The following is a 22,936-nucleotide window of genomic DNA, read 5'->3' on the forward strand; positions in this document are numbered from 1 at the left end:
CCACTCAACATGGATAGCAAGACCGTCCCGACGTTAGGCGAAACACTCAAGCAATTGGGGATGCTACAGTCGGCGCTTGCCCAACAACTGACTGAAACGCTTGAATTGCCGCTTGAGCAGGCGTTTGGCCGTATACTTAAACAACCGGCCATAACGGAAAGCCATCCGTTTCTGAACAGTTTTTCTGATAATCTCAATGAGTACCTGGAACAAACCGGAAAAAAAAATAACGCGCTATGTGACTCGATTATCCAGTGCCCAGCCATGCAACAGGCCGATCATAGTGGAATCTTGCTGGATGACGAGATCTTTCTGAACAATCTGTTTTTTTCTATGGCGTTGTCGTCAAAGAACATTCCGTACGGCCTCACCATTCAATGTTCCACGGTTAAATGTATCTCCGCCAGAGCACCGTTGAAGGGGCCGCTTTTTCTAAAAGATGGTAACCAGCCAGTGCGCTTGTCTGACCTGAGCAACAGCCAGTTAAAAAGCAGATCATTCTGCAATTTACCCACTCCATTTCAGATATCCATAAGCGCGCCTGCCGACCAGCAGGACTCGCGCTGGAAAAGGTTAAGGGAGATGTGGAATACAAAAACCTTTACCTGTGCAGAAGACGCGTTTATTGCCATCAACACGGAACTGGGCAAACAAATAAAATATGCTACCGGAACGGAAATTGTTTTTCTTGACGAGCGATTTACAAGTTTTCTCGCAGCGAAACAGCTACTCAATGCACAACTTCCCCTCGCCGACATGATATTCGACGCCACGCTAAGATCGCTCATTTTAAACATTAAGGAAACGACCATCGATTCCGATGATAACTTTGTACTGGGTCATGACTTGACTGATTTTTTTTATTTCAAGAGTGAACAAAAACTGGAGTTACTCGCCATCGAAAATTGTACCACTGGCGCCGAACTCATCCTTAAACGTCGATCAGATGGAACAGTGCTGGCGCGCGTAGGGAAGCGGGAATTGGTTCGAATGCTTGAGGACGGGCGACTTTTTTGCGACCGGTTTCTCGGGTATTTCGTCAGGTGTTTCGGCACTGGCTTAAAGGCTCTGGGAGGGACGAGCCAGCAAGATTCGGTCGGGCTCTATCAGAGCATTTTGAGGAAAAGTAATACGCAACTGCAGTTCATGAACACACCCTTCGAAAACCTGTGTTTTCGAGATGAACTGACATTTTTAGCGGGTGCACCTTTTTTTGAAGGCATCGACAGTTCTCTACTCGACTCGATAAACCAGTCCAGCACCGACAATCTGGGCAGCTTCATCGAACTGATAAAGACAAGAAAGGTTAAGCAGTTGATAGGTAATTTTCAGAGCTGTCATTATCTGCTGAAAAACGCTGTTAAGAACAAGGAGAGGCAGTAACTTATGGAAAAGAATAGCTTAATAAAGACACTGGAGCAGGAAGGCTACCTCATTGTCCGAAACGCGCTGTCGAAGGAAAGGGTTACAGCGCTCATCGAAGAGATGACTCGCCTGGAGCAACAATTTGAAGGTCGAGAATTTGCAGACACTGAAGTCTATAAAGCATCGGCGACGCGGGTCATGATTCACGATATCGATACCCATGAATTACCGGCCACCAACGAGCTGGTCGCCGACAGCGCCTGTAGGGCGTTACTTAACGAAATGATCGGTGGCCAAGTGCTACGCTGGACAGCCACCTATGCGAACTGCAAACCGGGGCATCCCGCACTCTCGTTTCATACTGATTATGATCCTTATGAATGCTCGAAGTACCGCCCTAACCATCCGTCGTGCTTACGTGTGCTCTATTATCTTGACGACCTGAATGCGGAAAAAAGCCCGCTGCATATTGCGCCTCGATCACATACCTTTCTGCATAAGGATTATCAATCGGATATTTTTTCCGACACGTTAGACGTCGACATAGTCACTCCGACGATTGCCACAGGTGACATGATCATTATCAATCCCAGGGTCATTCATGGCACGGGAGAAAATAACAGTGGCAGTATAAGGCGGGTCATTGCTATCACCTACGTGCCGGATTGGGCGCGCCCATTGACCCCATAAGGAAATGACATGTTTATATTAGGCACGGAACATATACCCAGGCCCAACATTCCTGCGCATATTACGTGCGCCTGGGAGATGGGCTGTCGTTCTTTCGACACCGCCGTTCTTTATAAAAACCATGACGATGTTTTATCAGCGCTGCAGAGGTATCCAAGAGAGGATTATGAATTAACTGTAAAAATTCCCGCCGCCTTTCAGACGCGTGCGCAGCTGGAAAATTTGGCACTATCCATGATCAGTCAAAGCAAACTAAAGCATGTTGATAAATTATTGATACACTCACCTAAACACGTCCTCCATCCCGACGCGTTAGAGGTATTGCAGCAACTGCAAGCAAAGGGCTATATAAAAAAATATGGCCTGAGCAATTACACCCTTGGCCACCTGAAAGCGCTGGGTGCCTTTGGCTACACCCCCATGGTTGTTCAGAATGAAATAAATCCATTTTTGCAGGAAACTGAGCTTGTGAATTACTGCAAAGAAAACCGCATAGAAGTGCAGGCCCATAGCATATTTGCAACTGGCAAGGTTTTCACCGACGACGAACTGGCGTCAACGGCAGCGCCGCAAAACTTGACGCGGGCCCTGTTTAGCTGGCTAAAGAAAATAGCGGTGAGCCCAATTATTTCAACAAAACAACAAACCAGACTCCTGGATATTTGGAATAACTGGCAGATGGCTTCCGAGGAAAATTCACTGAGCGGTATAGAATTGTTTGAAAAAAATACCCGTCAGTGTCGCTCCCCGGAATGGGATGAGTTTGATTTGTTACCGCAAGAGGCTTATCAGCAGATCTTGCGGCAGCTTCAACATCGAGATCAGTATCAACCTTGAAGGACTTCAGTATTAAGATAAGGCTGCAAAACGGCCGGGACCTTAATCGAATTGTCCGCCTGCTGATACTGCTCAAGTAGCGGAATTATAGCCCGAGTTGTAATGCCTGTCCCATTTAGGGTGTGTACATGAACATTTTTTCCATTTTCAGACTTATATCGCACTTGTAGTCTTCTGGCCTGGAAGTCAGTGCAATTACTGCAACTTGTCAGCTCGCCCCAGCCCCAACCACCCGTACGATCTCGTCCTAGCATCCAGGCCTCGAGATCATATTTCTTGAAGGCAGGCGCACCGAGATCGCCGGAGCAGATGCGAATGACCCTGAAATGGATGCCCAAAGACTCGAAAATGCCTATCTCAAACGCCAGGATTTCTTCAAGTGTCTTCTCCGATTGCTCCGGCTCGACGAGCGCAACAAGCTCCACCTTAGTGAAGGTCTTGTTTCTATATAGGCCCGCATCCCGTCGTCCACTGGCACCCTCTCTACGGAAGCAAGGAGACATGCTGAAAACTTTAACTGGGAGTTCGTTACGAGCGAGGATCTCATCGGAAAACTGTCCTACAAGCGGTACCTCCGCAGTACCGATCATGAACAGGTTGTCGTGCATCAACGGGAAAAGCTCGCTGGCGGTTTCGGTGCGTCTGGGATTGAACCCCGCCCCTTGCATGATCTCCTGCTTGACCATCAGCGGGATGTTCACTTGTACGAAACCGGCAGCCTCAGCCCTGTCCATAACGAAACGCATGAGAGCGGTTTCAAGCTTGGCGATAGTGCCTTTGAGGATGGGGAAACCTGAACCGCTGGTTTTGACGCCGGCTTCAAAATCCATGCCCAATCTGTTGGCGAGGAAAATGTGGTCTTTGGGTTCAAAATCAAATTCCGGAGGAGCGCTGTACTTCGTCACCTCGACATTGGCGTCGTCATCCATGCCAATGGGAGTGTCGTCGGCGTATGTGTTAGGGAGTAATAACAACTGGCCTTCGAGCTCAAGTTCGACCTCGGATAGCTGCTTTTCAAGGCTCAGAGATTTCTGTTTGAGTTCTTTGCCTCGAGCGATACTGACACTTTTTTCCACAGTGCTGTTCTTGGCATTTTCATTCGCCTCGGAGCGCAGAGATTCAAGGCTCTGCTGCAGCTCGCGCTTCACACGGTCCAACTCTACGATTTTTGCCACATCGACATCGACGCGCCGGTTTTTACAGATTTCCTGCAAATACTCGGGGTTGGAGCGGACCAGCTTTATATCAAGCATATTCAGATTCCTTGGTCGACTGAGTCTCAAAAACGACATTATGTAGGTAGAGCCCTATGCTTTCAATGCTTTCACGCCTTCCTGCCCCAGTTATAACCTTGTCATTGGCACGACTTGCCTGCGCGTGCGCGAGCACCGTTCCGCCCATGATGTTCTTCATTCTCAGTGAAGTTTTTGCGTTGAATGTATCCGCTACAGCAATTGCCATGGGGAGTGCTACAACGTTCCTTGTACTGGGAAACTTTATCGGTGGAAAAATTTGTTCCAGGTTCAGTTGGTGGCATACATTCATCATCAGCCAGACGTTCTTTCTTATCTCGTTATTTTCCGCCACGCTAAACAATAATTTTATTGGATTTATTATATGCATTTATCTGAGCTGCCTATTTGCAGGAATTTTTCTCGTGTGTTTTACCCTAGGGACCCTTTCTTTGGCGGGCACTGGCGACAAAACAACAGCCCTCTCTATCGGCTATATGTTTTTCAATATGGGTTATGCCATCGGGGTCGCCAGTGCTGGCATTTTATTTCAGTTTTCCTATAAATGGGTTTTCTATTTTGACTGCTTGGCAAATCTGATCGCACTGTCTATCTTCATCATTTTCGTACGCCCGCCTCAAATGGCTGTCGGCTACACCGCTCCTCGCAAGGTGCCCCACCGGACGGCAAACAGCAGAATCAAGCTCTATCTATTCTTGATGCTTTTGGTTCAGGGTGGTTTTGCTTTTCTATTGCCGCTGGGGTTGAAGCAAAGTGCTTCAACTGTCGCCCCGGCCACCCAATATGGATGGCTTATAGCGTTTTCCGCCCTGGCGACAATGATTCTAAGCCCTTACATACTTCGCGCCACCCGGAACAGGGAAATTTCCATCAATCTGAAAATAGCTTCAATACTCTATATTGCCAGCTATTTTTTCCTGAATTTTTCGGGTCTCAGTGCTTCGCTCTCGGTCGTTTCAGTACTACTGTGGGGGAGCGCAGGAATGCTGCTGCTCACCTACGGTGAAGTAGTTCTACAACGCTCGGTTCCGGAGCACCTCAGCGGCGCTGCAGCAGCTGCCTTCCAGTCACTGATCCAAATGGGAGCGGTGGCTGGCCCTTTATTAGCGGGAAGCCTAGTTGGGAAATTTTCATTTCTCGCCGCGTGCGCTGTTTTTTGCGGACTAGCAAGCTTGTCCGCGATAATACCTTCAAAAACATCTGACGACTTTAAATAAGGATATTTAATAATGTGTGGAATTCTAGGCGCCTACTCATATGGCGGAGCACTGCCCGACCAACACGAGTTTGAATCAATGCTTACGTTGATGTCGAGCAGAGGGCCTGACGACTCATCGAGTTACTTTGACAAGCAGATACAACTCGGACATAGAAGGCTTATCCTTCTCGATGCCGAGGGCGGACGACAACCCTTCTTCCATGATGATAAAAACATCGTAGTTATATACAATGGAGAAATATACAATCATCCGCAGTTGCGAAAACAACTCGAAGCGCAGGGAGTGGTTTTTAGCGGTTATAGTGACGGAGAAGTCATTGGGCATCTTTATAGATTGCACGGGGAAGACTTTATTCAACAGGTCGATGGAATGTTTTCCATTGCTCTCTACGATCGCCGTGAGTCTACACTATTATTATACCGGGATCGCGTAGGAGAAAAGCCGCTCTTCTATCAGGACCTCAACGGCATACTACGGTTTTCTTCGACCTTGAAGCCCCTCCTGATGACACCCGCTTATACAAGCGCGCTGAACCCGGACGGCGTAGCGGACTACTTCGCTCAAACCCAAGCGGGACCAATAAGCACGCTGTTTCAAGACATACATAAACTTGCCCCTGCTCACTATCTCAAAATAGACAGCGGCGGCAGGCGCTTACTGAGGAAGTATTGGTCTATTTCCTACTCTTCAAAACTCGAATTACCCTTTCGCGAAGCGGCCGAACTCATCAATGAGAAACTTCTCTCTTCCGTCAACAGCATGCTGGCCAGCGATTATCCCATGGGGATTACGCTGTCAGGCGGCATCGACTCTTCACTCGTGCTTTTGAATACTATGCGAGCAGGCAGCAATCCTGTGCAGTGTCATTTTCTTTCCTCGGGAAGTTTGCACGACCCTGAACGTTCTAGAGCAGAATACGTTGCCCAGGCATTCGGTCTTGACTTGATCAAATTCGATGCTACCCAGACATCGTTCGATGACCTTGTCACCGCAATGAGTCACTTTGACGAGCCGGTAGGCGTCTATGACAGCACGTACCTTCTCAACCATAGCGCCTTTATATCAAATCACAATCGCGTCGCCCTGACGGGTAATGGTGCTGACGAAGTATTTGCAGGCTACAACGGCTACGTCAGCTTCCTGCACAATCACTCATTGAACACCCAGGAGGACCAAGACATAAAGGAAACCCTTAAGCGCTTTCTGCTTGAGAAACACGCTCGCGACAAGACACTGCTCTATACCCAGACTTTCTCGAAATGCTTGGAACGGGGAAAAGTGGAGTACGCGTTCGATCAAATATTCCGAATTGCCGACTTCAGTAACCTGCTGGATGCGCGGACCTTTTACGATATTTATTTTGGCATGTCGCACAGCGCCTCCCTAAGCGATACCGTAGGCATGGCGTATGGCCTGGAGTATCGCTCCCCCTTCTTCGACAGAAGCCTCATGGAAACCGCTGCGCAGCTCAAGCCAGACTATAAAATTTGTCCGTCAACGATGACGACCAAGCCATTGCTCAAGGACATCGCCGCGCGTCATTACTCCGAAAACCTGGCCTATGCCAAAAAGCTTGGTTGCGGCCATGGAATAGATCGCTACAGACTTCTGCATACGGAATGGCGACTACCTTTCTTCGAGGCGTTCCAGCGCAACGAAGAAGTGCTGCAGCCGATTTTTTGCAGGGACAAAGTTGAGCTTTTATTCAATGCTCTGGGAAGCGGCAAACTATCTGATGAAGACGCGCATCAGCTATTGAAGCTGGCTATCTTCATCGCTTGGGTCGATGCGCATAGGGGCATCTTTCATATTTCTCGCTAGCAGGGCAGCGGGCCGAAAGACAGGCAAAAAAAAACCCGGAAATCCTCACTTGCGTGGGCCTTCCGGATTTTCTAAACCGCCAAAAATGGTGGGTCGTGTGGGATTCGAACCTACGACCAATTGGTTAAAAGCCAACTGCTCTACCAACTGAGCTAACGACCCGCTGTGTGGTGGCGCGTATAATACTGATTTCTAAGGATTATTCAACACCTTATTTGAAAATAATTCAGAATTTGTACGCTGGGCCCGTAATTCGGCGGGTTGAACGCCTCGCACATCCGTCTGATCAGGCGTATCAACGCCCTGGCTCGTCATTCCACAGGTATTTGTGCAACTGCATTTGCAGGCGCACCGGCAGGTTGTCTGCAACGATCCAGTCCGCCAATTCGCGGGCGTTCAGGTCGTGGTGGCTTGGGGAAAACAGCACCTCCCCCGCGCGTCGCTCCAGGCCATATTGGATCAGCTTTGAGGTCGCCCAGTCGTAATCCTCGCGCGAACAGATGACGAACTTGACCTGATCGTTAACCGTCAGCAAGTCGATGTTCTCGTAGCGGTTGCGATGGGCTTCCTTGGAGTCGGGGGTCTTGAGGTCGACCACCCGGCTCACACGCGGGTCTACCGCGGAGATGTCCAGGGCGCCGCTGGTTTCCAGCGAGACCTCGTATCCGGCGTCGCACAGCTGCTTGAGCAAGGGAATGGCATTGGGTTGCGCCAACGGCTCGCCGCCCGTCACACAGACGTAGCGCGGCCGGTAGCCGGCAACCTGCTCCAGAATATCGTCAAGGCTGCGCACGGTGCCGCCGCTGAAGGCATAAGCGCTGTCGCAGTATTGGCAACGCAAGGGGCAGCCGGTCAGCCGTACGAATACGGTAGGCAGCCCTGCGGTGCGCGTTTCACCCTGCAACGAGTAAAAAACTTCGGTAATACGTAATGTGTCTTGCATAGTCGCCACGGGCGTAACAGCTAAACAGGCTGTCCGCCTCCGTCAGGCACTTCAAGGGATTGCGCCAACGCGCCAACCCCAGGAAGCGTGTTTCATAAAAGGGCGTGGATTCTAACGAAAAAACCCGCGCCAGGCGCGGGTTTCTTCTAAACGGGTTGCATGGCTTACAAGCGCTGCAGATCCCGCTGGGCCAACTGCGCAGCAGAAGTACCCGGATACTGGGCGACTACCTGCTGCAGAATGCCTTTGACCTTGTCGGTATGACCCAGTCGGCGTTCTACGTCAGCAAGCTTGTACAGCGAGTCCGGCACCTTGGCGTGCTTGGGGTACAGCTGGCTGACCTTGGCGAACGCCTGGCCTGCCCCCTGCAAATCACCCTTTGCCAGGTTGACCTCACCCAACCAGTACTGGGCATTGCCCGCGTACTGGCTGTTGGGGTACTTGCGCAGGAATGCGGTAAAGGCCTGGCTGGCCTTATCGAAGTCCTTGGCTTTGATCAGGTCGAAGGCTGCATCGTAATACAGTTTTTCCTTCGCCGGATCACCCGGTTCACTGCTGGCAGCCGGGGCCTGGCTGGCTGCCGCGGCCCCCGCTGCTGCGCCACCGGCGGCAGCACTGGGTGCGCCACCGGCAGAAGAATTATCAGGAGTAGCGGCAGGTGCAACACCGGCTCCAATACGTCGATCAAGATCCTGGTAACGCTCCAGGCCTTCTTGCTTAAGCTGGTTCACTTGATTCTGCAGAACTTCAATGGCGCCTTGTTGCTGGGCCAATTGATCCTGCATGCGTTGCAGCTGGTTGAACAGTTCGCCCTGTGCCGAGGGCGCGGCCGTAGCCGCCCCCCCAGCATAGGCGCCGTTCGTGCCATAACCCGCTGGCGGATAACTGCTGCCGCTATTGTTATAGCCAGAGTTGCTATCCGTTACAGGAACCGCAGCCCACACCGAAAGCGGTGCGAGGCTGAGAGCCAATACAGTTAGAGCACGACGGCACGTTCGCATGACGAATTACTTACGCAGTTCGACGCGACGGTTCTGAGCCCACGACTGCTCGTCGTTGCCAGTTGCAACTGGACGCTCTTTACCGTAGGAAACCAGTTCCAGTTGGCCTGGAGCAACACCTTGCAGTACCAGGTAGCGCTGAACGGCTTTCGCACGACGCTCGCCCAGTGCCATGTTGTACTCACGAGTACCACGGGCGTCAGTGTTACCTTCCAGAACAACGCGAGCGCCGTTAGCTTTCAGGTCCTTGGCGTGAACGTCCAGAGCGCGCATGGCTTCTGGTTTCAGGTCCGAACTGTCGTATTCGAAGTAGAAAGTGGTGATCGCGCGCAGAGCAGCTTCTTCGCTCAGGGAGCCGTCAACTGCACCAGTGTTAGCGCCGTAACCAGCGTTTGGATCAACAGCTGCGCCTTCACCGGCATTGTCGCCGCCTTTAGAGGAGCAACCAACGGCTACGGACAGAGCCAGAGCCAGAGCAGCAAACTTACCAAACTTCAGCATTTCCATCGTGAAACTCCTAATGAACCCCAGTGTGTTAAGTACTTCTTTTTGTAGCGCCGCGTCAGTTCAGGTAAGGGGACCAGGATGGTTCTCTGACTTCGCCTTGTGCGGTAGGAAGCGGGAGCCTTACGCGTCCGTTGATGGACACGAGCATCAAGACTCCCCGGCCCTGCTGGCGGGTGGCGTAGATTACCATGGTGCCGTTGGGCGCAACAGTGGCTGACTCATCTAGGTTGGTATCTGTAAGGATTTTTACGGTTCCGCGCTGCAAATCCTGGGCCGCAACCCGGAAATTAGTGAAACCATCCTGACGGTGAATCATTACCAACGTCTTTTCATCGGCCGAAAGCTTGGGGTTGGCGTTGTAGTTACCAATAAAGGTCACACGTTCCGCGCCGCCGCCACCCACGCTGGCTTTGTAGATTTGTGGCTTGCCGCCACGGTCGGAGGTGAAGTAGATGGTCGAGCCATCCTTGCCCCAGAACGGTTCGGTATTGATGCCTGGGCCACTGGTCACGCGAGTGAGTTGGCGCGAAGCCATGTTCATCACGTAGATATCCGGGTTGCCGTCCTTGGACAGCACGAATGCCAGGCGCGAACCATCCGGCGACCAGGCTGGCGCACCGTTGAGGCCTTCGAAGTTGGTGATCTGCTCACGACGGCCAGTATCGATGTGCTGGACGAAGATACGCGGACGCTTCTGTTCGAACGACACGTAGGCAATGCGCTTGCCATCCGGCGCAAAACGCGGCGACAGAATCGGCTCGCGCGATTGCAGCAGGGTCACGGCGCGGGCGCCGTCGTAGTCCGAGCGCTGCAGGGTGTAACGGGTGTTGTCTACGGAGAAACGCTCAGCGGTGACGTACAGCATGCGTGTGGAGAACGCACCCTTGATACCGGTGAGTTTTTCAAACGACTGGTCCGAAATGTAGTGGGCCATGTCACGCAGTTGCTCGGCGGTGCCCGAAACGTTGCCGGTCAGGACCTGCTGCTCGGTGGCCACGTTGAACAAGGTGTAGGTGATTTGCAGGCGACCGCCGGCCGGCGTGATGTTGCCGACCATCAGGTACTGCGCGCCCACCGCCTTCCAGTCACGGAACACGACTTCGCTGGCCTGGTTGGGCTGGCTGATCATGTTGCCTTTCGGAATCGGCGCGTAGTAGCCGGAGTTGCGCAGGTCGTCGCTGACGATCTGGGCCATGTCGTCCGGCAGCACGCTGCCGCCCTGCCAGCCGAACGGTACTACTGCGATCGGGGTGGCCCGATCGCTGCCGCTGGTAACCAGGATGTTCTTTTCATCCGCCGCCGCTATCCCTGCCATGCAGCAAATAACGACAAGCATTCCTCGAAGAAGGTTTCTCACAAGGCTAGATCCTCAGGTGTGAATGTCATCTTGAATGAACGATAGGGAGCGAAGTCGCTTGGTTTCATTCCCTGCATCTCGGTCAACCGGCCAATATTCTTGACTGCGGCAACCGCCGAACTGTCGAACGAACCGTCGCCACTGGACTTGGCCACGCTGACCGAAGTCACCGTGCCGTCCGGCAACATGCCGATCTGCAGCACTACTGTCATGCCTTTACGTGCCGAAGGTGGACGTGTCCAGCCTTCCGCTGCCCGAGCCCGGATCAGGTCATCGAAACTGCCCGCGACTTCATCGCCACGCTCATCGGCCAAGGCTTGCTGACGCTGCGGCGTGTCGGAAAGCAAATCTGCCAGGGCCTGAGCCTTTTTCTCTTCGGCGGACTTACGTGCTGCTTCCTGAGCCTTTTTCTTGGAGGCGTCGGCGGCAGCTTTCTTCTTCGCTTCATCGGCGATTTTCTTCTTCGCCTCGTCTGCTTCAGCTTTTTTCTTGGCGTCTTCGGCGGCTTTCTTCTTCGCGTCTTCGACGATCTTTTTCTTGGCTTCCTCAGCGGCCTTCTTCTTGGCCTCTTCCTCGGCAGCTTTCTTGGCTTCTTCTTCGGATTTCTTCTTGGCTATATCAGCCAATTGTTTCTCTTCGGCCTTTTTGGCTTCGGCAGCTTTCTCGGACTTCTTGGCTTCATCAGCCTTTTTCGCCTCGTCAGCTTTCTTCGCCTCGTCAGCCTTTTTCGATTCCTCGGCCTTTTGAGCCGCCTCTTCTTTCTTTTGTTCCGCAGCAGCCTTCACCGCTTCCTGCTCGACCTTCTTCTGTTCCATCTGCTCGACTTCGGTCTGGCGCGCAGCCGACTTCTGGGCCTCACCCGCAATCTTCTGATTGGTCTGGGTGGTGGCCTGACTTTTCGATTTCAGCTGATACAGGGTCGCCTGCACGATCGGCTTGGCTGGCGGCAGGTCCGGGGTCATGGCAAAGCTGACGAACAGCATGCCAAACACCAGGATATGCAGGGCAATTGCCCAGACGCCAGGCCAGAAGTAGCTTTCCGAGGCGGACGGCTCTCGCTGTTGCTGCATCAGGGCGCCTCGGTAATCAAGCCAACGTTACCGACGCCGGCTTTCTGCAGCCCGCCCATGGCGCCCATGACAGAGCCGTAGTCAACCGACTTGTCACCGCGAATGAACACCTGGGTGTGCTTGCCGCCTTCGTTGCCGGAGCGAATGATCTTGGTCACCGCGTCAGTCATGGCCGGCAAGGTCAGGGCCTTGTCCTGCTGCTTCTGCGTGTCGACTTCGCTGCCAAGGTTCCAGTAGTAGGTCTTGTCAGCCTTGATCGAAATGGTCAGGACCTGAGTGTTGTTGTCTTGCGGCAAGGCTTCACTGGAAACCTTGGGCAGATCAACCTTCACGCCCTGGTTGAGCATCGGCGCGGTCACCATGAAGATCACCAGCAGCACCAGCATCACGTCGATGTAGGGCACTACGTTCATCTCGGCGACCGGCTTGCGCTTTTTGCGAGCTCGAGCGATTAAAGCCATTGGGAATTACCTGCTTATTCTTCGCTGGTGTGCACTTTACGGTGCAGGATCGCCTGGAATTCATCGGCGAAGGTGTAGTAACGGCTGATCAACGTTTCGCTGGTGGCGGCAAAACGGTTGTAGGCGATTACTGCGGGGATAGCGGCGAACAGGCCGATCGCGGTGGCGATCAGGGCTTCGGCGATGCCCGGGGCCACGGTGGCCAGGGTCGCTTGCTGGGCCTGGGCCAGGCCACGGAAGGAGTTCATGATGCCCCATACGGTACCGAACAGGCCGATATACGGGCTGACGGAACCGACGGTCGCCAGGAACGGCAGGCTCTGCTCCAGCTTCTCTTCTTCGCGGGAAATGGCGACGCGCATGGCGCGGGCCACGCCTTCCATCACGGCTTCCGGGTCAACGCCAGGCTGCTGGCGCAGGCGCGAGAACTCCTTGAAGCCGGCGCGGAAGATCTGCTCGACGCCCGAATCCGGGTCCGGGTTGCTGCCGGCCTGGCGATACAGCTTGGACAGGTCGATGCCCGACCAGAAGCGCTCTTCGAAGCTCTCCAGGGCACGTCGACCGGCACGCAGCAAGTTGCTGCGCTGAAAAATCATGACCCAAGAGGTAACCGATGCGGCTACCAGGGTCAGCATGACCAGTTGCACCACGACACTGGCATTGCTGACCAGGCTCCACATGGAGGAATGGTCGACGACGGTAGGTTCCACGCTAAATCTCCTGCTTTGATTGTTTACCCGCGCCGCTCACGGCGGCAAAGGCCGCACGTAGAGTTTCGGGAATGGCCCGAGGTTTCAAACTGTTGGTGCGTACACACGCCACCAGGAACTGCCCCTCACAGAGCAGCGTTGCATCCGTTGCCCGCCTGACCTGCTGCTTGAATCGCAGGCTGGCACGGTTCAATTCGATGACTTCAGCGCTGACCAGCAACTCGTCGTCCAGTCGCGCCGGTGCGAAATAACGCGCCTCGCTGGAATGCACGACGAATAACAGGTCCTCCCCTGCCAGCAAGGATTGGGCAAAGCCCAGTTCCCGTAGCCGCTCGGTTCGAGCCCGTTCCATGAATTTCAGGTAATTGACGTAATAAACGATGCCGCCCGCATCGGTGTCCTCGTAATAAACGCGACAGCGATGTGCGAACGACGGATCCCCGTTTTGCGCGCGCATACTCTAGTGCTTACTCCTCAGGTTGCCAATCCGGCTGGGCAACTGTTTTTTCATTCCTGAAAGTTTCTCAAGTGACTCAAATGACGACGCCAGACACTGGGACAGCACAAACTTCAGATAAATCGCCCAACGTGGCAAATACCCTGTAGGAGCGAGCTTGCTCGCGAAGCACCTGAGCGCGCCGCGTACAACCAGACACACTGCGTCATCGTTGAGGTTTTTCGCGAGCAAGCTCGCTCCTACCATTTTTTTAATCGTCTACTGCATCGAGAAATTCGTCTACCACGGGCATCTCTCCCAATCGTGACGGAATGTTTAGCCCGAAGTGCAGATAGGCGTGACGCGTCACCACCCTGCCCCGTGGCGTGCGCATGATGTAGCCCTGCTGGATCAGGTAGGGTTCCAGCACATCCTCGATGGTATGGCGCTCTTCACTGATGGCGGCGGCCAGGCTGTCCACGCCCACCGGGCCTCCGTCGAACTTCTCGATCATGGTCAGCAGCAGACGCCGGTCCTGGTGATCGAAGCCATGTTCGTCGACATCCAGCAGGTTCAACGCCAGGTCCGCGACCGCCTTCGTGATATGCCCCTTGGCCCGCACTTCGGCAAAATCGCGCACGCGGCGCAGCAGACGGTTGGCGATCCGTGGCGTACCCCGGGCGCGGCGGGCGATTTCGAAGGCGCCCTCCGGGTCCAGCGGCAAGCCGAGGATACTCGCCGACCGGCTGACGATCGTCGCCAGGTCCGCGGTGCTATAGAACTCAAGACGTTGAACGATACCGAAACGGTCTCGCAGCGGGTTGGTCAGCATGCCCGCACGCGTGGTCGCGCCGACCAGGGTGAACGGCGGCAGGTCGAGCTTGATCGAGCGAGCGGCCGGGCCTTCGCCGATCATGATGTCGAGCTGGAAATCCTCCATCGCCGGGTACAGGACTTCCTCGACGATGGGCGACAGCCGGTGAATCTCGTCGATAAACAGCACATCGTGCGGTTCGAGATTGGTCAGCAGCGCGGCCAGGTCGCCGGGGCGTTCCAGTACCGGGCCGGACGTGGACTTGATCGACACGCCCATTTCCTGGGCGATGATGTTGGCCAGCGTAGTCTTGCCCAAACCCGGCGGGCCAAAGATCAACGTGTGGTCCAGCGACTCACTGCGCCCGCGCGCGGCCTGGATGAACAGCTCCATCTGCTCGCGCACGGTGGGCTGGCCGATGTAGTCGGCCAGGCTCAGGGGGCGGATGGCGCGGTCCTGGACTTCTTCACGGTCGCGCGGGCCGGTGGCCGCGATCAGACGATCAGCTTCAATCACTTAAATCATCCCCTTCAGGGCTCGGCGGATCATGTCTTCACTGCTCAGGTTCTTGTCCTTGATGGCCGACACCGCCTTGCTGGCCTCCTGCGGCTTGTAGCCCAGGGAGATCAACGCACTCACGGCATCGCTTTCGGCACTGGCGACCTGGGCCGCCGGCATGTCCGGCTGATTCGGTACCAGCGCGAACATGCTCGGCACCACTTCCCAGGCCTTGAAACGGTCCTTGAGCTCCACCAGCAGGCGCTCGGCGGTTTTCTTGCCGACACCGGGCACCTTGGTCAACGCCGAGGTGTCCTGGGCCGAAACCGCTCGCACCAGCTCATCCACTTCCAGGCTCGACATCAACGCCAGGGCCAGCTTGGGCCCCACCCCATTGAGGCGAATCAGTTCGCGAAAGAAGTCACGGTCACGCTTGCCAATGAAACCGTAGAGTAATTGTGCATCTTCGCGCACTACCAGGTGGGTGTGCAGCGTCAGCGGTTCGCCTACCGACGGCAGGCGATACAGGGTGGTCATGGGCACTTCGAGCTCGTACCCCAACCCGTTTACATCCAGAATCAGGTGCGGCGGCTGTTTCTCAGCCAGGGTGCCGCGCAAGCGTCCAATCACGGTTCAGATCCTTAAAGCGTGGGGGCCAGACCAAGGCTGACCGCACATTTCGATTGCGCTGATGCTATCAGAGACGCAGGCGTCCGCCACGACTGCGTGCCGTACCCAAGCCATGAGGCAGCAGGCTGGAGCGGGTGTGGGCGTGGCAAATGGCAATGGCCAGGGCGTCGGAGGCGTCGATCTGTGGCTTGGCGGTGAGCTTGAGCATGTGCATGACCATCATCTGCACTTGCTCCTTATTCGCCCCACCGGTACCGACAACAGCCTGCTTGACCTGGGTTGCGGTGTATTCAGCGATTTCCATGCCCTCCTCGGCCCCCGCCACAATGGCCGCGCCACGAGCCTGGCCGAGCTTCAGCGCCGAGTCGGCATTCTTGGCCATAAAGACTTTTTCGATACCCATGGTTACCGGGCCGTAGGTCTGGATGACTTCACGCACGCCGCGATAGACGATCTGCAAGCGTTCGGCCAGTTCACCCGCGCCGGTGCGGATGCAGCCCGAGGCGACGTAGACGCAGCCACGCGGAGTGTGTTGCACCACGCCAAAACCGGTAATGCGCGAACCGGGGTCGATACCTAGGATTAAAGTCATAACGCCTGCGGGTTGGATAAATACAATTTCTGACACACCGTAGTTTCAATGTGGGAGGGGGCTTGCCCCCGATGGCGGTGGCTCAGTCGATTTATAAGTAACTGACACACCGTCATCGGGGGCAAGCCCCCTCCCACATTTTGACCTCATCGCTTTTCAGCCTAGCTGTTCGGCCACGGACTCCGGGATGTCGGCATTCGAATACACGTTCTGCACGTCATCCAGGTCTTCGAGCATATCCAGCAGCTTCAACACCTTCTGCGCGCCATCCAGGTCCAGTTCGGCGCTGGTGGTCGGCAGCATCACGATTTCCGCGTCCGTGCCCTTGAAACCAGCGGCCTCCAGCGCGTTACGCACAGCGTAGAAGCTGGCGAACGAGGTGAACACGTCGATGGAGCCGTCCTCATTGGTGACCACGTCGTCGGCGTCCGCCTCCATCGCGGCTTCCATCAGCGCGTCTTCATCCGTGCCGGGTGCAAAGGTGATCTGCCCCTTGCGCTCGAACAGGTAGGCCACCGAACCATCGGTACCCAGGTTGCCACCACACTTGCTGAACGCATGTCGAACCGCTGCCGCGGTACGGTTGCGGTTATCGGTCATGCATTCGACCATCACCGCCACGCCGCCCGGGCCGTAGCCTTCGTAGGTCAATTCGACCATGTCATCGGTGTCGGCGGCGCCGGCACCACGGGCCACGGCGCGGTCGATGATGTCACGGCTCATGTTGGCGCCGAGCGCCTTGTCCAGCGCCAGGCGCAGGCGCGGGTTGGAGCCGGGGTCACCGCCACCTTGACGGGCGGCGACGGTCAGCTCGCGGATCCACTTGGTGAAAATCTTGCCTTTCTTGGCATCCTGACGCTCTTTGCGGTGCTTGATGTTCGCCCACTTGGAATGGCCAGCCATAACACAACTCCGAAATTCTCTAGAAACCTATCAATCCCGCCGCCGGCGAGATTTCCCTCTTTTAAACACAAAGGCGCATCCGAAGATGCGCCTTTTTGACTGCTTACAACCTTATCGCGCTTTCACGCAGCAGCCTTACTCAGCCTTCGGCGTCTCGCGCAGGCGGATGTGCAATTCGCGCAATGCCTTGGCATCCACTACGCCCGGTGCCTGGGTCATGACGTCCGCGGCACTCTGGGTTTTCGGGAACGCAATCACTTCACGGATCGACTGGGCGCCGGTCATCAGCATCACCAGACGGTCCAGGCCGAAGGCCAAGCCGCCGTGCGGTGGCGCACCGTACTTGAGGGCGTCGAGCAGGAAGCCGAACTTCTCTTCCTGTTCCGCTTCGTTGATGCCCAGCAGGCGGAACACCGCTTGCTGCATCTCTTTGCGGTGAATACGGATCGAACCGCCACCCAACTCAGTGCCGTTGAGCACCATGTCGTAGGCACGCGACAGCGCGCCGGCCGGGTTGGCTTCCAGCTCGGCCGGCGAGCACTTCGGCGCGGTGAACGGGTGGTGCAAGGCGCTGAAGCTGCCGTCGTCGTTCTCTTCGAACATCGGGAAGTCGACTACCCACATCGGTGCCCATTCGCAGGTCAGCAGGTTCAGGTCGTGGCCAAGCTTGATGCGCAGTGCGCCCAGGGCTTCGCTGACGATCTTGGCCTTGTCGGCACCGAAGAACACGATATCGCCATCGACCGCACCGACGCGATCGAGGATCACGTTCAGGTTGGCTTCCGGGATGTTTTTCACGATAGGCGACTGCAGGCCGTCAACACCGTTGGCGCGCTCGTTGACCTTGATGTACGCCAGGCCCTTGGCGCCGTAGATGCCGACGAACTTGGTGTAGTCGTCGATCTGCTTGCGCGGCATGCTGGCGCCGCCAGGCACGCGCAGGGCGGCGATGCGGCATTTCGGGTCGTTGGCCGGGCCGCTGAACACCTTGAAGTCGACATCTTTGAGCTGGTCGGCCACGTCGACCAGTTCCAGCGGGTTGCGCAGGTCTGGCTTGTCGGAACCGTAGCGACGCATGGCCTCTTCGAAGGTCATGTGCGGGAATTCGCCGAACTCCAGGTCCAGCACTTCCTTGAACAGGTTGCGGATCATCTGTTCGGTGAGGCCCATGATCTCTTTTTCATCGAGGAAGCTGGTCTCGATGTCGATCTGGGTGAATTCCGGCTGGCGATCGGCACGCAGGTCTTCGTCGCGGAAGCACTTGGCGATCTGGTAGTAACGGTCGAAGCCGGCCACCATCAGCAGTTGCTTGAACAACTGCGGCGATTGCGGCAGCGCGAAGAACGAACCGGCGTGGGTACGGCTCGGTACCAGGTAGTCACGCGCGCCTTCCGGGGTTGCACGGGTGAGGATCGGCGTTTCGACGTCGAGGAAGCCGTTCTCATCGAGGAAGCGGCGGATGCTGGTGGTCATGCGCGAACGCAGACGCAGCTTCTCGGCCATTTCCGGGCGACGCAAGTCCAGGAAGCGATAGCGCAGGCGGGTTTCCTCGCCAACGTCGGAATATTCGTTCAGTGGGAACGGCGGGGTTTCCGACTCGTTCAGCACTTCCAGCTCATAGCCCAGCACTTCAATGCCGCCGGACGCCATGTTCTTGTTCACGGCACCGGCCGGACGCAGGCGCACCTTGCCGGTGATCTTCACGACGTATTCGCTGCGCACGCGGTCGGCGGCGGCGAAGCTCTCGGCACGGTCCGGATCGAACACCACCTGGGCCAGACCATCACGATCACGGATATCGAGGAAGATCACCCCGCCGTGGTCGCGGCGACGGTGAACCCATCCGCAAAGGGTGATTTCCTGACCTTCCAGGGTCTCGTTCAGTTGGCCGCAATAGTGGCTGCGCATCATGGTAGTGGTTTCACTTCTCGTAATTCGAAATTCGGTGGCAGGCCTGCCTCGTCACCGTACATTAAAGCAGGGGACGGATAATGCAGGAGCCTGCGCGTAGAGTTCAACTCAGTCTGCTTTGTCGCCGCCGGCCAGGTTCTTCTTGGCGCCGGTCTTGAAATCGGTCTCATACCAGCCGCTACCGCTCAGGCGGAAGCCCGGCATGGACAACATCTTCTTCAACTCAGGTGCCTGGCAGGCTGGGCAATCGACCAACGGCGCGGCGCTGATCTTCTGAATGGCTTCCAACTGATGACCACAGGAAGCACATTGATAGTCGTACATGGGCATGGAGATGTCTCGGCGATCAGATCGTAACTGCGCCACGCCCTGCCGTTGTGCATAAAGCCCGGCATGCGCAGCAAAGCGCGGGATTATATCTGGTAAATCGAGGCAGCGCAGCCGGCATTCTGCCCCAGGCCCGGCCTGCCGGCAGGAAGGACCGGGGGCCTGGAACATCGAATCATATCGGGCCAGAGGCGCCAAGGCGGTCTTTCAACACGTGAACGACGCACACCACCCGTACCAGCCCGCTGAAGTTCTTCACACCGCCGTAACGCAGGTGCACTTCCCGGTCGACATAGGACAACAGCGCACTGACCGAGCAGGTGTTGAGCCTGGCTATTTCCGTGAGGATATTCCAATAGACCTGCTCAAGCCGCAGGCACGTGGAAAAACCGTTGAGCCGCACCGACCGCGATAAGGGTTTGGCGAGCCCCATGTCGAACCCCTTAGCGAAGGGGTCGACCTTTATCTTGTGAAAACCGCCGGTTTCCACGCCCTTACCCAATCCACATGACATACACCTGACACTCCCTTGCCAAACAGCAGTCCATGGGTTTCTCCCATTGGACAGTCAGCCTATAAAACAGCAGGAAGCGACGGGCAGCCAGAAGACGCGGGAACCGGGCATCGTAGGACAACGCCAGCAAGCACAGGGAAACACGCGAGCGGCGCCCTGGAGCGCCACCCGGTTCGACGGTTACTGGTTTTCGAGCAGCGAGCGCAGCATCCACGCGGTTTTTTCGTGCACTTGCATACGCTGGGTCAACAGGTCGGCCGTCGGTTCATCGCTGACCTTGTCGAGCAAGGGGAAAATACCGCGCGCGGTGCGCGTGACAGCCTCCTGGCCAGCCACCAACTGCTTGATCATCTCTTCGGCGCTCGGCACACCCTCTTCTTCCTTGATCGAAGACAGACGGGCGTAGATCGAGTAGGCGCCGGGCGCAGGGAAGCCCAGGGCGCGGATACGCTCGGCAATGGAGTCCACCGCCAGCGCCAGCTCGTTGTACTGCTCTTCGAACATCAAGTGCAGCGTGCGAAACATGGGGCCCGTGACGTTCCAATGGAAATTGTGGGTCTTGAGGTACAGCACATAGGTATCGGACAGCAGCCGTGAAAGTCCATCGACGATGGATTTACGATCTTCTTCACTGATACCAATATCGATTGCCATGTTTTTTCCCCTTCAATTGATGAGCATTCATTGATCAGGTGCTGGATCACTCTAGCAAGAGTGTTGCCTGTGTGCAGCCCGGCACACCCAGCCGATGTGCGGCAAATCGCCTCGCGCTACCGGCAAGGCGCAGGGCCGGCGAGCCTGTTGCCCTGTAGGAAAACGCTCGAAAGGCCGCTCGAATGACCCGCACCTGTCTAGGACAAGCCTTCGACGCGAAAATGCCACCGCGATTGCAACACCCCGAAATGCTTGATTTGAGTAGGCACAGCCTTTGCTGTTAAATAGGCGGCGTGTGGCTGCCGTTTATTCCTGCGGCATGTCACATAGGCTGATACCCGCGCACGTGCTCAACGCCTCCCATTGTTCAGAAGCGAACCGTGCCAGTCAGCTCTTCCTTGTGATCCGTCTTAACGTGAGTTAATCAAAATGTTGAAAATCGTCCACCTACTAACGGGCGTTGCAGCGTTGCTGCTGTCCTTTATCCCGAGCCTGCAGCCTGAAAGCCTGCCCTACCTGCAACAACACGACGCTCTATACCTGGCCTTGTTCGGCCTTCTCAACCTGACACTGGCACCGGTAATCCCTTACTGGAACAAAGGCACGCGTCATCAACTGCAAAACCTGGTCAGCGCGCTGCTGGTACTGACCGTCGTCGTTCAAACTCTTACCCTGCTGGCACCCATGCCTGAAGTGGGCGGCCACCCGGCCATCCTGCTCAGCCTGGTGATTGCTGTGGTCGCCATCGTTCTTCACCTGGCCATCAGCTTCTACCGCTCCTCCCCTGCGGCCACGTCGCAAAACTACGACATGACCAACCGGGATACCGGGACCGTCAAGTGGTTCAATACTTCCAAAGGCTTCGGCTTTATCTCACGCGACTCGGGCGACGATATCTTCGTCCACTTCCGAGCTATCCGTGGTGAAGGCCACCGCGTCCTGGTCGAAGGCCAGCGTGTGGAGTTCTCGGTGATGAACCGTGACAAAGGTCTGCAAGCTGAAGATGTGATCGCTGCCCTGCCGCGTCGCTGATTGCACCTGCCGCAAAAAAAACCGCGATCTGGCATTGGCCGGATCGCGGTTTTTTATTGCGCGCTCAATCAATAGTGAGGCGGCGGCGCTTCCTCTTCCGAGGTTTCGAACTGACCGCCCATCTCTTCCTGGCGCTTGAGCAAGGCGATCATCTGCAATTGCAGGCGCTCCACCGCCTGCTGCTGGGCGACCAGGATGTCATTGAGGGTTTCGATGGTGTCGTCCTGGAAGGCCAGACGGCTTTCCAGATCGGTGACGCGATCTTGCAGGTCCATGATTCAGTCCTGGGTAAAAATGAAGTCGGCAGGCAGTAGTTCACGCAAGCGGCTGCGGATCGCCGCCACCTGATCTGCGCTGTAAGGACGGGCCGGATGCTTGCCCCATACCGGTGCCGGCCAGGCCGCGTCATCGCGCTTGCGCACAATGACATGCACATGCAACTGGCTGACAACGTTGCCCAGCGCACCGATGTTCATCTTGTCGGCGGCCAGGCCTTCGTTCAGCAACTGGGCGAGGGTCGTCGTTTCCTGCCACAACCGCTGTTGCTCGGCGACATCCAGTTGAAACACTTCACTGATACCGTTGATGCGCGGCACCAGGATAAACCAGGGGTAATTCGAGTCATTGGACAGCAGCAGGCGACAGAGCGGGAAGTCCCCAATGGCCAATGTGTCTTGTTGCAGGCGTTGATCTAAAGCGAACACGTGGGCACTCCGTTCGGCGAGTCAGTTTCAGGCGCCCAGCATAACGCCGAATGCCCAAGGCTTCACGGCGAATGCGCGGGCGCCCTGAGCAAACCGATCACAGACACGCACCCTTTCGAGGCGGTCCGGCACTTGAACCACGCTATTTCGGGCCTTGAACGAGTGCACCAAAATGACCCACCCATGCTTCAAAGGGAGCCGGCAGGTACCCACTTGGGAGTCAATCGGTAACGTTTTACCCAAGTGCAGGTTTTATGAGCAACCCAACTGAGGTAACACCCGAGCGTCGCGCCTTAACCAAACGGCCTAAAAAGCCCGTGCTTATGCGGTTTTTACACTGCCGTAACGTTTTTCACAAAAAAATGACATTCGGTTGGCCCTTTGTGCACGCTTGTTGCATTCACATCGCTATCGTCGGCAACGACACCTGGCCGGAAGCCAGGGTTTCGCGATAAGAAACAGTAGCGTTTCAATGTGTACCAGGGACGATTTCAAACTTTCAAGCAGTCTGAAAAGAACATTGAAGTTGTCAGCCTGGGTACCATCGGGCTGTGATTTGCGACACGGAGCTAGCAATTTACGACAGCCTCGTAAAGAAGCTGAAAGGATAGTTGGGTAAGTATCGTCAATAACGCCGGTGTGAGATAACTTTGCGCCGACACAATAAAGAAAGAGCCGCCCAGATA

The 22,936-nt window shown here is 55.7% G+C and carries 25 protein-coding genes and 1 tRNA gene; 6 read left to right on the top strand and 20 right to left on the bottom strand.

What is annotated here, in order from left to right; all coding sequences use genetic code 11:
- Window positions 1-9: 9 nt before the first annotated feature.
- The 3 genes from C4J94_RS21505 to C4J94_RS21515 are packed head-to-tail and all read left to right on the top strand — an operon-like array spanning window position 10 to window position 2,892.
- Entirely contained in the window at window positions 10-1,383 is a 1,374-nt protein-coding gene (locus tag C4J94_RS21505; RefSeq protein ID WP_124387973.1) for a hypothetical protein, read from the top strand.
- Between the two features lie 3 nt (window positions 1,384-1,386).
- The gene (locus C4J94_RS21510; RefSeq protein WP_124387974.1) at window positions 1,387-2,055 is read left to right on the top strand and encodes a phytanoyl-CoA dioxygenase family protein; all 669 of its coding nucleotides are present in this window, start codon (window positions 1,387-1,389) and stop codon (window positions 2,053-2,055) included.
- 9 nt (window positions 2,056-2,064) lie between these two features.
- The gene (locus C4J94_RS21515; protein WP_124387975.1) at window positions 2,065-2,892 is read left to right on the top strand and encodes an aldo/keto reductase; all 828 of its coding nucleotides are present in this window, start codon (window positions 2,065-2,067) and stop codon (window positions 2,890-2,892) included.
- Here C4J94_RS21515 and serS read toward each other — a convergent pair.
- Window positions 2,883-4,145, bottom strand: coding sequence for a serine--tRNA ligase (gene serS, locus C4J94_RS21520; RefSeq protein ID WP_164485595.1), 1,263 nt, complete (start codon window positions 4,143-4,145; stop codon window positions 2,883-2,885). The genes C4J94_RS21515 and serS overlap by 10 nt on opposite strands.
- 65 nt (window positions 4,146-4,210) lie before the next feature.
- On the opposite strand from serS, the gene C4J94_RS21525 reads away from it, so the two are divergent.
- Both C4J94_RS21525 and asnB read left to right on the top strand, forming a co-directional pair.
- Complete coding sequence (locus C4J94_RS21525) at window positions 4,211-5,362, top strand: MFS transporter (RefSeq protein ID WP_256657732.1); 1,152 nt, start codon at window positions 4,211-4,213, stop codon at window positions 5,360-5,362.
- A gap of 12 nt (window positions 5,363-5,374) precedes the next feature.
- Window positions 5,375-7,186 (top strand): asparagine synthase (glutamine-hydrolyzing), encoded by a 1,812-nt coding sequence (gene asnB, locus C4J94_RS21530; protein ID WP_124387978.1) that lies wholly within the window; start codon window positions 5,375-5,377, stop codon window positions 7,184-7,186.
- A gap of 86 nt (window positions 7,187-7,272) precedes the next feature.
- On the opposite strand, the gene C4J94_RS21535 is transcribed toward asnB, so the two are convergent.
- From C4J94_RS21535 to C4J94_RS21620, 17 genes are all read right to left on the bottom strand, one after another.
- Window positions 7,273-7,348, bottom strand: a tRNA-Lys gene (locus C4J94_RS21535).
- Between the two features lie 133 nt (window positions 7,349-7,481).
- Window positions 7,482-8,129, bottom strand: a complete 648-nt coding sequence (gene queE, locus C4J94_RS21540) for a 7-carboxy-7-deazaguanine synthase QueE (RefSeq protein WP_124387979.1) — start codon at window positions 8,127-8,129, stop codon at window positions 7,482-7,484.
- Window positions 8,130-8,293: 164 nt separating this feature from the next.
- Window positions 8,294-9,130, bottom strand: coding sequence for a tol-pal system protein YbgF (gene ybgF / locus C4J94_RS21545; RefSeq protein WP_124387980.1), 837 nt, complete (start codon window positions 9,128-9,130; stop codon window positions 8,294-8,296).
- Between the two features lie 6 nt (window positions 9,131-9,136).
- The gene (gene pal / locus C4J94_RS21550) at window positions 9,137-9,637 is read right to left on the bottom strand and encodes a peptidoglycan-associated lipoprotein Pal (protein ID WP_003193861.1); all 501 of its coding nucleotides are present in this window, start codon (window positions 9,635-9,637) and stop codon (window positions 9,137-9,139) included.
- Between the two features lie 55 nt (window positions 9,638-9,692).
- Window positions 9,693-10,973, bottom strand: coding sequence for a Tol-Pal system beta propeller repeat protein TolB (gene tolB, locus C4J94_RS21555; protein ID WP_057723839.1), 1,281 nt, complete (start codon window positions 10,971-10,973; stop codon window positions 9,693-9,695).
- Window positions 10,974-10,990: 17 nt separating this feature from the next.
- Window positions 10,991-12,064 carry a cell envelope integrity protein TolA gene (gene tolA, locus C4J94_RS21560; protein ID WP_124387981.1) on the bottom strand — a complete coding sequence of 358 codons (1,074 nt, stop codon included), beginning with the start codon at window positions 12,062-12,064 and terminating at the stop codon, window positions 10,991-10,993.
- Window positions 12,064-12,516 carry a protein TolR gene (gene tolR, locus C4J94_RS21565; protein WP_161793227.1) on the bottom strand — a complete coding sequence of 151 codons (453 nt, stop codon included), beginning with the start codon at window positions 12,514-12,516 and terminating at the stop codon, window positions 12,064-12,066. The genes tolA and tolR overlap by 1 nt, the downstream gene beginning before the upstream one ends.
- Before the next feature lie 23 nt (window positions 12,517-12,539).
- Window positions 12,540-13,235, bottom strand: coding sequence for a protein TolQ (gene tolQ / locus C4J94_RS21570; protein WP_053135845.1), 696 nt, complete (start codon window positions 13,233-13,235; stop codon window positions 12,540-12,542).
- 1 nt (window position 13,236) lies between these two features.
- Complete coding sequence (gene ybgC, locus C4J94_RS21575) at window positions 13,237-13,692, bottom strand: tol-pal system-associated acyl-CoA thioesterase (RefSeq protein ID WP_124387982.1); 456 nt, start codon at window positions 13,690-13,692, stop codon at window positions 13,237-13,239.
- A 250-nt stretch (window positions 13,693-13,942) separates the two neighbouring features.
- Window positions 13,943-15,001 carry a Holliday junction branch migration DNA helicase RuvB gene (ruvB, locus tag C4J94_RS21585; RefSeq protein ID WP_003175801.1) on the bottom strand — a complete coding sequence of 353 codons (1,059 nt, stop codon included), beginning with the start codon at window positions 14,999-15,001 and terminating at the stop codon, window positions 13,943-13,945.
- Window positions 15,002-15,613, bottom strand: coding sequence for a Holliday junction branch migration protein RuvA (gene ruvA / locus C4J94_RS21590; RefSeq protein ID WP_016973269.1), 612 nt, complete (start codon window positions 15,611-15,613; stop codon window positions 15,002-15,004).
- Between the two features lie 67 nt (window positions 15,614-15,680).
- Window positions 15,681-16,205, bottom strand: coding sequence for a crossover junction endodeoxyribonuclease RuvC (ruvC, locus tag C4J94_RS21595; protein WP_003237683.1), 525 nt, complete (start codon window positions 16,203-16,205; stop codon window positions 15,681-15,683).
- A gap of 156 nt (window positions 16,206-16,361) precedes the next feature.
- Window positions 16,362-17,108, bottom strand: coding sequence for a YebC/PmpR family DNA-binding transcriptional regulator (locus C4J94_RS21600; RefSeq protein ID WP_124387983.1), 747 nt, complete (start codon window positions 17,106-17,108; stop codon window positions 16,362-16,364).
- A gap of 135 nt (window positions 17,109-17,243) precedes the next feature.
- Window positions 17,244-19,019 (bottom strand): aspartate--tRNA ligase, encoded by a 1,776-nt coding sequence (aspS, locus tag C4J94_RS21605; protein ID WP_124387984.1) that lies wholly within the window; start codon window positions 19,017-19,019, stop codon window positions 17,244-17,246.
- Between the two features lie 108 nt (window positions 19,020-19,127).
- Entirely contained in the window at window positions 19,128-19,349 is a 222-nt protein-coding gene (locus tag C4J94_RS21610; RefSeq protein WP_003193872.1) for an FmdB family zinc ribbon protein, read from the bottom strand.
- 172 nt (window positions 19,350-19,521) lie between these two features.
- Complete coding sequence (locus C4J94_RS21615) at window positions 19,522-19,860, bottom strand: ribbon-helix-helix domain-containing protein (protein WP_124387985.1); 339 nt, start codon at window positions 19,858-19,860, stop codon at window positions 19,522-19,524.
- Window positions 19,861-20,040: 180 nt separating this feature from the next.
- The gene (locus C4J94_RS21620; RefSeq protein WP_003193874.1) at window positions 20,041-20,514 is read right to left on the bottom strand and encodes a Dps family protein; all 474 of its coding nucleotides are present in this window, start codon (window positions 20,512-20,514) and stop codon (window positions 20,041-20,043) included.
- 429 nt (window positions 20,515-20,943) lie between these two features.
- Here C4J94_RS21620 and C4J94_RS28025 point away from each other — a divergent pair, with 429 nt between their 5' ends.
- The gene (locus C4J94_RS28025; RefSeq protein WP_122683310.1) at window positions 20,944-21,546 is read left to right on the top strand and encodes a cold-shock protein; all 603 of its coding nucleotides are present in this window, start codon (window positions 20,944-20,946) and stop codon (window positions 21,544-21,546) included.
- 68 nt (window positions 21,547-21,614) lie between these two features.
- Here the strand turns inward: C4J94_RS28025 and C4J94_RS21630 are convergent, their stop codons facing one another.
- Window positions 21,615-21,821, bottom strand: a complete 207-nt coding sequence (locus tag C4J94_RS21630; protein WP_124364187.1) for a SlyX family protein — start codon at window positions 21,819-21,821, stop codon at window positions 21,615-21,617.
- Between the two features lie 3 nt (window positions 21,822-21,824).
- Window positions 21,825-22,250: an HIT domain-containing protein gene (locus tag C4J94_RS21635; protein WP_124387986.1), complete on the bottom strand. Its 426-nt coding sequence runs from the start codon at window positions 22,248-22,250 to the stop codon at window positions 21,825-21,827.
- Between the last annotated feature and the right edge of the window lie 686 nt (window positions 22,251-22,936).

It is taken from the genome of Pseudomonas sp. R5-89-07 (genome assembly GCF_003851685.1).
Lineage (GTDB): Bacteria > Pseudomonadota > Gammaproteobacteria > Pseudomonadales > Pseudomonadaceae > Aquipseudomonas.

Bases quoted from the DNA above. Each gene is read 5' to 3' on its own strand.
- C4J94_RS21505 (WP_124387973.1), top strand. From the start codon at position 10: ATGGATAGCAAGACCGTCCCGACGTTAGGCGAAACACTCAAGCAATTG.
- C4J94_RS21510 (WP_124387974.1), top strand. From the start codon at position 1,387: ATGGAAAAGAATAGCTTAATAAAGACACTGGAGCAGGAAGGCTACCTC.
- C4J94_RS21515 (WP_124387975.1), top strand. From the start codon at position 2,065: ATGTTTATATTAGGCACGGAACATATACCCAGGCCCAACATTCCTGCG.
- serS (WP_164485595.1), bottom strand. From the start codon at position 4,145: ATGCTTGATATAAAGCTGGTCCGCTCCAACCCCGAGTATTTGCAGGAA.
- C4J94_RS21525 (WP_256657732.1), top strand. From the start codon at position 4,211: ATGCTTTCACGCCTTCCTGCCCCAGTTATAACCTTGTCATTGGCACGA.
- asnB (WP_124387978.1), top strand. From the start codon at position 5,375: ATGTGTGGAATTCTAGGCGCCTACTCATATGGCGGAGCACTGCCCGAC.
- queE (WP_124387979.1), bottom strand. From the start codon at position 8,129: ATGCAAGACACATTACGTATTACCGAAGTTTTTTACTCGTTGCAGGGT.
- ybgF (WP_124387980.1), bottom strand. From the start codon at position 9,130: ATGCGAACGTGCCGTCGTGCTCTAACTGTATTGGCTCTCAGCCTCGCA.
- pal (WP_003193861.1), bottom strand. From the start codon at position 9,637: ATGGAAATGCTGAAGTTTGGTAAGTTTGCTGCTCTGGCTCTGGCTCTG.
- tolB (WP_057723839.1), bottom strand. From the start codon at position 10,973: ATGCTTGTCGTTATTTGCTGCATGGCAGGGATAGCGGCGGCGGATGAA.
- tolA (WP_124387981.1), bottom strand. From the start codon at position 12,064: ATGCAGCAACAGCGAGAGCCGTCCGCCTCGGAAAGCTACTTCTGGCCT.
- ybgC (WP_124387982.1), bottom strand. From the start codon at position 13,692: ATGCGCGCGCAAAACGGGGATCCGTCGTTCGCACATCGCTGTCGCGTT.
- ruvC (WP_003237683.1), bottom strand. From the start codon at position 16,205: ATGACTTTAATCCTAGGTATCGACCCCGGTTCGCGCATTACCGGTTTT.
- C4J94_RS21600 (WP_124387983.1), bottom strand. From the start codon at position 17,108: ATGGCTGGCCATTCCAAGTGGGCGAACATCAAGCACCGCAAAGAGCGT.
- aspS (WP_124387984.1), bottom strand. From the start codon at position 19,019: ATGATGCGCAGCCACTATTGCGGCCAACTGAACGAGACCCTGGAAGGT.
- C4J94_RS21610 (WP_003193872.1), bottom strand. From the start codon at position 19,349: ATGCCCATGTACGACTATCAATGTGCTTCCTGTGGTCATCAGTTGGAA.
- C4J94_RS21615 (WP_124387985.1), bottom strand. From the start codon at position 19,860: ATGTCATGTGGATTGGGTAAGGGCGTGGAAACCGGCGGTTTTCACAAG.
- C4J94_RS21620 (WP_003193874.1), bottom strand. From the start codon at position 20,514: ATGGCAATCGATATTGGTATCAGTGAAGAAGATCGTAAATCCATCGTC.
- C4J94_RS28025 (WP_122683310.1), top strand. From the start codon at position 20,944: ATGTTGAAAATCGTCCACCTACTAACGGGCGTTGCAGCGTTGCTGCTG.
- C4J94_RS21630 (WP_124364187.1), bottom strand. From the start codon at position 21,821: ATGGACCTGCAAGATCGCGTCACCGATCTGGAAAGCCGTCTGGCCTTC.